General features: G+C 63.2%; 10 protein-coding genes. 6 read left to right on the forward strand and 4 right to left on the reverse strand.

Annotated features, from left to right (window positions below):
• Positions 1-272: 272 nt before the first annotated feature.
• Positions 273-791, forward strand: a complete 519-nt coding sequence (locus ACQKPZ_RS18285) for a glycine cleavage system protein R (protein WP_427540761.1) — start codon at positions 273-275, stop codon at positions 789-791.
• Between the two features lie 330 nt (positions 792-1,121).
• Here ACQKPZ_RS18285 and rarD read toward each other — a convergent pair whose 3' ends face one another.
• From rarD to ACQKPZ_RS18305, 4 genes are all read right to left on the reverse strand, one after another.
• The gene (gene rarD, locus ACQKPZ_RS18290; RefSeq protein WP_427540764.1) at positions 1,122-2,009 is read right to left on the reverse strand and encodes an EamA family transporter RarD; all 888 of its coding nucleotides are present in this window, start codon (positions 2,007-2,009) and stop codon (positions 1,122-1,124) included.
• Between the two features lie 64 nt (positions 2,010-2,073).
• The gene (locus tag ACQKPZ_RS18295) at positions 2,074-3,048 is read right to left on the reverse strand and encodes a serine/threonine protein kinase (protein ID WP_427540767.1); all 975 of its coding nucleotides are present in this window, start codon (positions 3,046-3,048) and stop codon (positions 2,074-2,076) included.
• A 157-nt stretch (positions 3,049-3,205) separates the two neighbouring features.
• On the reverse strand, positions 3,206-3,970 hold the full coding sequence (locus ACQKPZ_RS18300) for a TOBE domain-containing protein (protein ID WP_427540770.1): 765 nt from the start codon (positions 3,968-3,970) through the stop codon (positions 3,206-3,208).
• A gap of 173 nt (positions 3,971-4,143) precedes the next feature.
• Positions 4,144-4,875, reverse strand: a complete 732-nt coding sequence (locus ACQKPZ_RS18305; protein WP_427540772.1) for a ComF family protein — start codon at positions 4,873-4,875, stop codon at positions 4,144-4,146.
• An 89-nt stretch (positions 4,876-4,964) separates the two neighbouring features.
• Between ACQKPZ_RS18305 and bioB the strand changes: the two genes are divergently transcribed.
• Genes bioB through bioD form a run of 5 tightly spaced genes read left to right on the forward strand, consistent with a single transcriptional unit; the run spans position 4,965 to position 9,420 of the window.
• Positions 4,965-6,023 carry a biotin synthase BioB gene (bioB, locus tag ACQKPZ_RS18310; protein WP_300026833.1) on the forward strand — a complete coding sequence of 353 codons (1,059 nt, stop codon included), beginning with the start codon at positions 4,965-4,967 and terminating at the stop codon, positions 6,021-6,023.
• Position 6,024: 1 nt separating this feature from the next.
• Positions 6,025-7,197, forward strand: coding sequence for an 8-amino-7-oxononanoate synthase (gene bioF / locus ACQKPZ_RS18315; RefSeq protein WP_427540775.1), 1,173 nt, complete (start codon positions 6,025-6,027; stop codon positions 7,195-7,197).
• Positions 7,190-7,921, forward strand: coding sequence for an alpha/beta fold hydrolase (locus tag ACQKPZ_RS18320; protein ID WP_391136627.1), 732 nt, complete (start codon positions 7,190-7,192; stop codon positions 7,919-7,921). The genes bioF and ACQKPZ_RS18320 overlap by 8 nt, the downstream gene beginning before the upstream one ends.
• Positions 7,914-8,729: a malonyl-ACP O-methyltransferase BioC gene (gene bioC, locus ACQKPZ_RS18325; protein ID WP_427540778.1), complete on the forward strand. Its 816-nt coding sequence runs from the start codon at positions 7,914-7,916 to the stop codon at positions 8,727-8,729. Before ACQKPZ_RS18320 ends, bioC begins: the two co-directional genes overlap by 8 nt.
• Before the next feature lie 10 nt (positions 8,730-8,739).
• A complete protein-coding gene (gene bioD / locus ACQKPZ_RS18330; RefSeq protein ID WP_427540781.1) occupies positions 8,740-9,420 on the forward strand; it encodes a dethiobiotin synthase in 681 nt (226 codons plus the stop codon).
• Positions 9,421-9,591: the final 171 nt, after the last annotated feature.

A 9,591-nucleotide genomic window follows, 5' to 3' on the forward strand; every position in this document is an offset into this window, starting at 1 on the left:
ACGTTTTGTAGTCCGCGCCACGGGATACTACATGATGCAGTAGGCGGGGCAAAATCAGACTAAAAGCGCCGTTATGCGACCCGTTGGTCGCGTATGGTCACGCTGGGAGTGGGTATGTTCGCAAAAAACAGGTGGATTGTTCCAGATAAATCTTGAAACAGTACACGATTGGCTATGCTGATTGCCCTGCGGCAGGTTGCCGCGCCTTGCCTATACTCAGTCGATCCCCCGATTTTCTGCCACACGGCGCGGTCCGACACGAGGAAGGGTTTGTGGATCATCTTGTACTGACTGTAATAGCCCCCGACAAGGCTGGGCAGGTTGAACGCATTGCCCAGTGTATTGCCGACCACAGTGGCAACTGGCTGGAGAGCCGCATGTCGCGTATGGCCGGGCAGTTTGCCGGCATTCTGCGGGTGGCCGTGCCGGCTGAGAATTACACTGAACTGGTGGCGTCGCTGCAGGCCCTGGCCAGGTATGACATTCGGGTTCTGATTGCCGAAAGCGGGATTGAGCCTTCGTGTACCTGGAAGCCGATTGCAATGGAACTGGTGGGGAATGACCGGCCGGGGATCGTGCGTGATATCACCCGCCTGCTGGCGGATCTGGGGGTGAACCTTGAGCGGTTTACCACTGAGGTGCGGCCGGCACCCATGAGCAGCGAGCCACTGTTCCATGCCGATGCCTTGCTGGCATTGCCGTTGACCCTGTCGCTGGAGGATTTGCAGCAGAAGCTGGAGAGCCTGGCGGACGACTTGATGGTGGAGTTGAAGTTGCGGCCGGAGGATTGATCCAAGATTGCCGGGCCGCTTCGCGGCCATCGCGACACAAGGCCGCTCCTACAAGGGTTACGCGTTCCCCTGTAGGAGCGGCCTTGTGTCGCGATGGGCTGCAAAGCAGCCCCCTTCGGTTATCCCGATATCACGGGGAAGGCCCTGTGGATAACCTGGGGGTTCCCCTCTCCAGCCCAGGCCCCGCGCGCCTTACACGGCTTTGCTCAAAAAACACCCAGAAATCAGCACCTTGTGCACAAAGCACGGGGACGAGGGTGTGGGTAACCTTTGGAGATGTCTCTGCAAGCCACGAACTACATGGCCTGCAGAGTTTTGATCATTTCTTGATCAGCTGCGCTTGCGCAAACTCAGCCACGCATCGACGCTGTAAATCGCCAAACCCGCCCAGATGAACATGAACGCCACCAAGGTGCTCGACGACAAATGCTCATCAAACAGCAGTACCGCCTGTAGCAACACCAGGGTCGGCGCCAGGTACTGCAGGAACCCCAGCGTGGTATACGGCAGGTGGCGCGCCGCCGCGTTGAAGCACACCAACGGTATTAGCGTCACCGGCCCAGCGGCCATCAGCCACAGCGCCTCGCTGCTGGTGTAGAACGCACCCTGGGCACTCATCGCCGCCGGGTGCAGCAGCATCCAGCCAAGTGCCAGCGGCACCAGCATCCAGGTTTCCACCACCAGGCCCGGCAATGCTGCCACTGGCGCCTGCTTGCGAATCAGCCCATAGAAGCCGAAGCTCAGCGCCAGTACCAGCGACACCCAGGGCAGGCTGCCCACTTGCCATACTTGCTGGGCCACACCCACAGCCGCCATGCCCACCGCCAGCCATTGCAGGCGGCGCAGCCGCTCGCCAAGAATCAGCATGCCCAGCAGCACGTTGATCAGTGGGTTTATGTAGTAGCCCAGGCTGGCCTCAAGCATGCGGCCGTTGTTCACCGACCATACGTAGGTCAGCCAGTTGCCGGCGATCAGCGCCCCGCTCAGCGCCAGGATGCCCAGGCGGCGTGGGTTGTCACGCAATTCACGCCACCAGCCAGGGTGTTTCCACACCAGTAGCAGCAGTGAGCCGAACAGTGCTGACCAAAGTACCCGGTGGACAATGATCTCCACTGCCGGAACGTTCTGGATAGCCTTGAAGTACAGGGGGAATAGGCCCCAGATGATGTAGGCACTAAGGCCCAGTATGTACCCGCGACGCGGGTTTGCGGCGTGCATGCAGAATCCTTGCTTAGGTAGCTAAATAAAGCGACGCCTATTGTAGACAGAGGCCGGCGTGCTTCTAGAACAATTTCAGCGGTGCTTCATCCAGCGCTGCCATCTGTTCGCGCAGGGCGAGGATCTGGTCGCCCCAATAACGTGGCTGGCCAAACCAGGGGAAGCTGGGCGGGAACGCCGGATCGTCCCAGCGCCGTGCCAGCCAGGCGCTGTAGTGCAGCTGGCGCAAGGCGCGCAGGGGTTCGATCAGGGCCAGTTCGCGCGGGTCGAAGTCATGAAACTCGTTGTAGCCGTCGATCAGCTCGGCCAGTTGCCCCAGGCGTTCTTCGCGGTTGCCGGCCAGCATCATCCACAGGTCTTGCACCGCCGGCCCCATGCGGCAGTCGTCGAGGTCGACCACGTGGTATGCCTCGTCGCGGTACATCAGGTTGCCAGGGTGCAGGTCGCCGTGCAGGCGGATGAGGTTGTGCGGAGTGTGGGCGTAGATGTCCTCGACACGCTTGAGCACGTCGCGGGCCACGGATTCGAACGCTGGCAGCAACTCGCGTGGGACAAATCCCCCTTCAAGCAAGGTGTTCAGCGAGGCATGGCCGAAGTTGTCCACAGCCAGGGCTTCACGGTGCTTGAACGGTTTGCTGGCGCCTACGGCATGCAGGCGGCCGAGTAGTTGGCCCAGGCGATACAACTGGTCGAGGTTGCCTGGCTCCGGGGCGTAGCCGCCGCGGCGGGGGAACAGGGTAAAGCGAAAGCCCTGGTGTTCGAACAAGGTGCGGCCGTCGTGCTGCATGGGCGCCACCACCGGCACTTCGCAGTCGGCCAGTTCGGCGGTGAAGCTGTGTTCTTCGAGGATGGCTTCATCGCTCCAGCGCCCGGGGCGGTAGAACTTGGCGATCAGGGGTTGCGAGTCTTCGATGCCTACCTGGTAGACACGGTTTTCATAGCTGTTCAATGCCAGCACCCGGGCGTCGCTCAGGAAGCCAATGCTCTCCACGGCGTCCAGGACCAGGTCGGGGGTGAGGGTGTCGAAGGGGTGGGACATGGGGGCTCCGGGGGTAAGCGGCATGGATCCCATGGTACAGCGTTATACCGGTGCCGGTCTCTTCGCGGGTGAACCCGCTCCCACAGGGAGGGCGCAGAATCTGAAGCCTGCACTGGGCCTATGGGAGCGGGTTTACCCGCGAAGAGGCAAGCACAGGCTACGCAGGAACCCCAATCAACACATAAGACGGATGAAATTGCACCCGCACCGCGCTGCCATCCACCACCCGCTGCCCGACCAGCCAATCCGCCTCGGCAATCGCACACAGCGTCTGCCCATTCCCAAGCGCCAGTCTGACTTCACTGGGCCCGTCATCCTCTGCCAATACTTCTTCCACCGTTGCACTCAAGCAATTACCGCCCGCTTCGGCTTCTTCCCCCTCCGCCAGCAACCGCACCCACCCTGCCTTGAGCAACGCCACCACCATCGTGCCCAGTGTCAATTCCAGCCGCGCGGTACTGTCATGCGTGATCAGCGCATCAATCTCCAGCCCACCGCCCAAGGCCAGGCTGACGCGGTCATACCGGCCCTCCCGGCGCAGCCCACTGACCTGGCCCTGCAGCTGGTTACGTGCGCTGGTGCGCAGCATCAGCCGCCCGAGCAGGTCGAGGTCGCTGGACTCTTCGGCAGCTTCGAGTATTTGCGCCTGCAACGCCTGCAGCCTTTGATACAGACGCAGCACCCGCTCACCTTCCGGTGACAGGCGCGCACCACCGCCACCACGGCCCCCCGTGCTGCGCTCGACCAAGGGCTGGCTGGCCAGGTTGTTGAGCTCGTCGATGGCATCCCAGGCGGCCTTGTAACTGATGCCCGCAGCCTTCGCGGCGCGAGTGATCGAGCCTTGCTCGGCGATGTGCTGCAACAGCGCAATGCGCTGGGGGCGGCGGGCGATGTGCTGGGTGAGGAGGGTGGGCAGGGGCATGGGCATCCGGTCGTTGTGAGGCCTGAAGGTGGGTAGTGTGTAGGAGCGGCCTTGTGTCGCGAAAGGGGCGCGTAGCGGCCCCACGGTTTCTGCCTGGGCAGAGATCGCTGGGGCTGCTGCGCAGCCCGATCGCGGCACAAGGCCGCTCCTACAGATGGAGTGCCCATTCCGAGTCATGCATACCCCGGTTTAGGCGTGCGCGCCAGGCAGTAGACATCTACCCGCCGTGCCCCGGCCTTGCGCAATACCTGGGCAATCGCCTGAGCGGTGGCGCCGGTGGTCAACACATCATCGACGACAGCGACATGCTGGTCTGCCAGACCGCCTGTGGTTGTAAACGCCTGTTGCAAGTTACGTCGCCTTGCTTTGGCATCCAGCTTTTGTTGCGCAGGTGTATCGCGCGTGCGCACCAGTAACCGCTCGTCGCAGCGTAGCCCCAGTTGAGAGGAAAGCCACCGCCCGAGCATCCCGGCCTGGTTGAACCCCCGCTCGCGCAGTCGACGTTTGGCCAAGGGTACTGGCAACAGCAGGTCAGGGCGTGGCAGCCCTTCGGCAAAGCGATGCAGCAGCCCATGCCCCAGCAGTTCAGCCATCAACCGCCCCAGGGGCCATTGCCGATTGTGCTTGAAGCGGCTGACCAGGGTGTCGACCGGAAAGCCGAATTGCCATAGCGCAATGACTTGATCGTAGGGCGGCAAGTCGCGGCAGCACTGGGCGCAAGTCAGGCCAGCCATGGGCAGTGGCAGGGCGCAGCGCAGGCACTGATCGCCCAGCCAGGGCAGTTCCTGCTCGCAGGCGATACACAGTGGGTATGCCTGCTCGGCTGGTTCATCGCACAATAAGCATGACTGGTTAATAAGTGAGCACTTGTAAACCAGCTTTTTCAAGTGTGGTTGACAGTTCATAGGCCTTCCATGACTATGCGAGCTATCCGTGATGCGCTGGCAGGCTTTCCTGCCCCGGCGCCAGCTTCAGCCTAAACAAGGAAACGCCGATGAGCGCCAGCACAACTGCAACAACACGTCACGACTGGTCCCTGGCCGAGGTCAAGGCGCTGTTCCAGCAACCGTTCAATGACTTGCTGTTCCAGGCGCAGACTGTGCACCGCGCGCATTTCGACCCTAACCGGGTGCAGGTTTCGACCCTGCTGTCGATCAAGACCGGCGCCTGCCCGGAAGATTGCAAATATTGTCCACAGTCCGGCCACTACAACACCGGGCTGGAAAAACAGAAGCTGATGGAAGTGCAGAAGGTGCTGGAAGAAGCTGCACGGGCGAAAGCCATCGGTTCTACCCGCTTCTGCATGGGCGCAGCCTGGAAACACCCGTCGGCCAAAGACATGCCCTACGTGCTGGAAATGGTCAAAGGCGTGAAGGCCATGGGCCTGGAAACCTGCATGACCCTTGGCAAGCTCGACGAGGACCAGACCAAGGCCCTGGCCCAGGCTGGCCTGGACTACTACAACCACAACCTCGACACCTCGCCGGAGTTCTACGGCAGCATCATCACCACCCGCACCTACAGCGAGCGCCTGCAGACCTTGGCGTATGTGCGTGACGCCGGGATGAAGATCTGCTCCGGCGGCATCCTGGGCATGGGTGAGTCGTTGGACGACCGCGCCGGCCTGCTGATCCAGCTGGCCAACCTGCCCGAGCACCCGGAGTCGGTGCCGATCAACATGCTGGTCAAGGTGGCCGGTACTCCGCTGGCCGAGGAAGAGGATGTCGACCCGTTCGATTTCATCCGCATGCTGGCAGTGGCCCGCCTGCTGATGCCCAAGTCGCACGTGCGCCTGTCCGCCGGCCGCGAGCAAATGAACGAGCAGATGCAGGCCCTGGCCTTCATGGCGGGCGCCAACTCGATCTTCTATGGCGAAAAACTGCTGACCACTGCCAACCCGCAGGCCGACAAGGACATGCAACTGTTCGCACGCCTGGGCATCAAGCCCGAAGCACGTGAAGAGCACGCCGACGAGGTGCACCAGGCGGCCATCGAGCAGGCGTTGGTCGAACAGCGCAGCAGCGAGATGTTCTACAACGCTGCATCGGCCTGACATGGCCTTTGACCTGGCGGCGCGCCTGGCCGAACGGCGCGCCGCAGACCTGTATCGGCAGCGGCCGCTACTGGAAAGCCCACAAGGGCCGGAAGTGGTGGTCGACGGCCAGCGTTTGCTGGCCTTTTGCAGCAATGATTACCTGGGCCTGGCCAATCACCCCGAAGTGATCGCCGCCTGGCAGGCTGGCGCCGAGCGCTGGGGTGTCGGTGGTGGTGCCTCGCACCTGGTGGTCGGCCACAGTACGCCGCACCACCAGGTTGAAGAGGCGCTGGCCGAACTCACCGGGCGCCCGCGCGCGCTGCTGTTCTCCACCGGCTACATGGCCAACCTCGGCGCCATCACCGCGCTGGTGGGGCAGGGCGACACGGTGCTGCAAGACCGTTTGAACCATGCTTCGCTGCTGGATGGCGGGCTGCTCAGTGGCGCCCGTTTCAACCGGTACCTGCACAACGACCCGGCCAGCCTGGCCAGCCGCCTGGACAAGGCCGTCGGCAACACCCTGGTGGTGACCGATGGCGTGTTCAGCATGGACGGCGACCTGGCCGACCTGCCGGCGCTGGCCGATGTGGCCCGGGCGCGCGGTGCCTGGCTGATGGTCGACGATGCCCATGGGCTGGGCACGCTTGGCGCTCAGGGCGGTGGCATCGTCGAGCACTTCGGGCTTGGCGTAGATGACGTGCCGGTGCTGATCGGCACGCTGGGCAAAGGTTGCGGTACCGCAGGTGCCTTCGTGGCGGGCAGCGAAGAGCTGATCGAGGCGCTGGTGCAGTTTGCCCGTCCCTACATCTACACCACCAGCCAGCCACCGGCGCTGGCTTGCGCCACGCTCAAGAGCCTGGAGTTGCTGCGCCGCGAAACCTGGCGCCGTGAGCACCTTGCGGCGTTGATCCGCCAGTTCCGCGAAGGCGCACGGCTGATCGGGCTGCAACTGATGGACAGCCCGACGCCTATCCAGCCGATCATGATCGGCGACAGTGCACAGGCCCTGCGCCTGTCGCGCATGTTGCGCGAACGCGGCTTGCTGGTGACGGCAATCCGCCCGCCTACCGTACCGGCTGGCAGCGCCCGCCTGCGGGTTACATTGAGTGCCGCGCACAGCGAGGCGCAGGTGCAGCTATTGTTGAATGCATTGGCCGAGTGTTATCCACAGTTGGAGAACGCCGATGCGTAATCGCCTTGTACTGCTGCCCGGCTGGGGCCTGGGCACTGCTTCACTGGAGCCGCTGGCCGCCAGCCTGCGCGCCCAGGATGCCCGCTTGCAGGTAGAGCTGATGCCCCTGCCCGAGCTGGCCGACAGTGATGTTCAGGCATGGGTAGATCACCTTGATCGCAAGCTGCCGAACGATGTGTGGCTGGGTGGTTGGTCGCTGGGCGGCATGTTGGCCAGCGCGCTGGCGCACAAGCGCGGTGACCATTGCTGCGGCCTGCTGACACTGGCCAGCAACCCCAGCTTCGTGGCCCGCCCAGGCTGGCCCCACGGCATGGCCGAAGACACTTTCGGCACCTTCCTCGATGGCTGTCGCAGCCATACCCAGGTCACCCTCAAGCGCTTCCGTACCTTGTGCAGTGATGGCGCGCAGCAGCCACGCACGCTGCTACGTCAGCTGGGTGTCGGCGTGCCGGATACCGACCCGCTGTACCTGGCCACCGGCCTGGAAGTGCTGGCCAGGCTGGACACCCGCGAAGCGCTACAGGCCTATGGCGGCCCGCAGTTGCACCTGTTCGCCGGCAGCGACGCACTGGTGCCGGCAGAGGCGGCAAAAGCGTTGAGCGAGCTGCTGCCCGATGTGGAAGTGGGCCTGGTTGAAGACAGTTCCCACGCGTTCCTGCTGGAGTATCCGCAGGAGCTGGCGGCGGGCATCAAGAGTTTCCTGCATGAGAGTGGCGATGACTGACCTATCCCGTCCAACCCCAGGCGCATTGCCCGACAAACGCCAGGTGGCGGCCTCGTTCTCCCGCGCTGCGGCCAGCTACGACAGCGTGGCGGCCTTGCAGCGTGCTGTAGGTTTGAACCTGCTGGAGCAGTTGCCGGCAGGCTTGCAGCCCTCGCACTGGCTGGACCTGGGCAGCGGCACCGGCCATTTCAGCCGCGTGCTGGCCGAGCGTTTCGCACAGAGCAGTGGTGTGGCGGTGGATATTGCCGAAGGCATGCTGCGCCATGCCCGTCATGAACGGGGCGGGGCACAGTATCACGTGGCTGGCGATGCCGAGCGCTTGCCGCTGTGTGATGGCAGTGTCGACCTGGTGTTTTCCAGCCTGGCCGTGCAGTGGTGCGATCAGTTCGCCAGCGTGCTTGCAGAGGCGTTGCGGGTACTGCGCCCGGGAGGCGTGCTGGCGTTCAGCAGCCTTTGCGTGGGCACCCTCGACGAACTGCGTGCCAGCTGGCAGGCCGTGGACGGCCTGGTGCATGTGAACCGTTTCCGCCGTTTCGAAGACTATCAGCGCCTGTGCGCTGCCAGCGGCTTCGAACCGCTTGAGTTGCAGCGTCGCCCGCACGTGCTGCATTACCCGGATGTGCGCAGCCTGACGCACGAGCTCAAGGCGCTGGGTGCCCATAACCTGAACCCGGGCCGCCCTTCCGGCCTTACTGGCCGGGCGCGGATGCAGGGTCTGTTGCAGGCCTATGAAGCATTTCGCCAGCCCGAGGGGCTGCCAGCCACCTATCAGGTGGTCTATGGTGTGTTGCGCAAGCCACTGGGGTAAGGGGAGCGAGATGAGCCAGGCCTATTTCATTGCCGGTACCGATACCGATGTCGGCAAGACCACCATCGCCGCCGGGCTTTTGCATGCGGCGCGCTTGCAGGGCATGAGCACGTTGGGGGCCAAGCCGGTTGCTTCCGGGTGCACGATGACGCCTAAAGGGTTGCGCAACAGCGATGCCCAGGCGCTGATTGATGAAAGCACCATCAAGCTGCCGTATGAGCAGGTCAACCCGTTTGCTTTCGAGCCTGCGATTGCTCCGCACGTGGCCGCTCGCGAAGCGGGAGTGACGCTGGCGGTACCGGAGTTGCTGGCGGCGATGCGCAATGTGTTGCAACAAAATGCCGACTTCACCTTGGTAGAGGGGGCCGGTGGCTGGCGCGTGCCGTTGTCAGGGCTGGAGAACCTGTCTGATCTGGCTGTTGCCTTGAAGCTGCCGGTTATCCTGGTGGTAGGGGTGAGGTTGGGTTGTATCAGCCATGCCTTGCTCAGCGCCGAGGCGATCGAGCGTGACGGTTTGCAGTTGGCGGGGTGGGTGGCGAACATCATCGAGCCGCGTACTTCGCGGCTGGAAGAGAACCTTGCCAGCCTGGCTGAGCGTTTGCCCGCGCCATGTCTGGGGCGGGTTCCCAAGCTCAAACAGGCCAGTGCCGACATGGTGGCTGAGCATTTGCAGCTGGATTTGCTGGATTAGGGTTTTCCAGGCTCGGCCCTTTCGCGGGTGAACCCGCTCCCACAGGTATTGTGCAGTTCTCAGGAGCTGTGCGGTCCCTGTGGGAGATTCTATGGCCGGAGGCAAATTTTCAGTAGAAAAGCCCACGGCCTCTCTCAGCAACATCCAGGCACGAATCAGCCTGCCAGAGAA

This window comes from Pseudomonas sp. NPDC089547, from assembly GCF_050280665.1.
Taxonomy (GTDB): domain Bacteria; phylum Pseudomonadota; class Gammaproteobacteria; order Pseudomonadales; family Pseudomonadaceae; genus Aquipseudomonas.

What these genes read in the sequence shown, in the direction of transcription:
- rarD (WP_427540764.1), bottom strand. Translation starts at nt 2,009, where the DNA reads ATGCACGCCGCAAACCCGCGTCGCGGGTACATACTGGGCCTTAGTGCC.
- ACQKPZ_RS18295 (WP_427540767.1), bottom strand. Translation starts at nt 3,048, where the DNA reads ATGTCCCACCCCTTCGACACCCTCACCCCCGACCTGGTCCTGGACGCC.
- ACQKPZ_RS18300 (WP_427540770.1), bottom strand. Translation starts at nt 3,970, where the DNA reads ATGCCCCTGCCCACCCTCCTCACCCAGCACATCGCCCGCCGCCCCCAG.
- ACQKPZ_RS18305 (WP_427540772.1), bottom strand. Translation starts at nt 4,875, where the DNA reads ATGAACTGTCAACCACACTTGAAAAAGCTGGTTTACAAGTGCTCACTT.
- bioB (WP_300026833.1), top strand. Translation starts at nt 4,965, where the DNA reads ATGAGCGCCAGCACAACTGCAACAACACGTCACGACTGGTCCCTGGCC.
- bioF (WP_427540775.1), top strand. Translation starts at nt 6,025, where the DNA reads ATGGCCTTTGACCTGGCGGCGCGCCTGGCCGAACGGCGCGCCGCAGAC.
- ACQKPZ_RS18320 (WP_391136627.1), top strand. Translation starts at nt 7,190, where the DNA reads ATGCGTAATCGCCTTGTACTGCTGCCCGGCTGGGGCCTGGGCACTGCT.
- bioC (WP_427540778.1), top strand. Translation starts at nt 7,914, where the DNA reads ATGACTGACCTATCCCGTCCAACCCCAGGCGCATTGCCCGACAAACGC.
- bioD (WP_427540781.1), top strand. Translation starts at nt 8,740, where the DNA reads ATGAGCCAGGCCTATTTCATTGCCGGTACCGATACCGATGTCGGCAAG.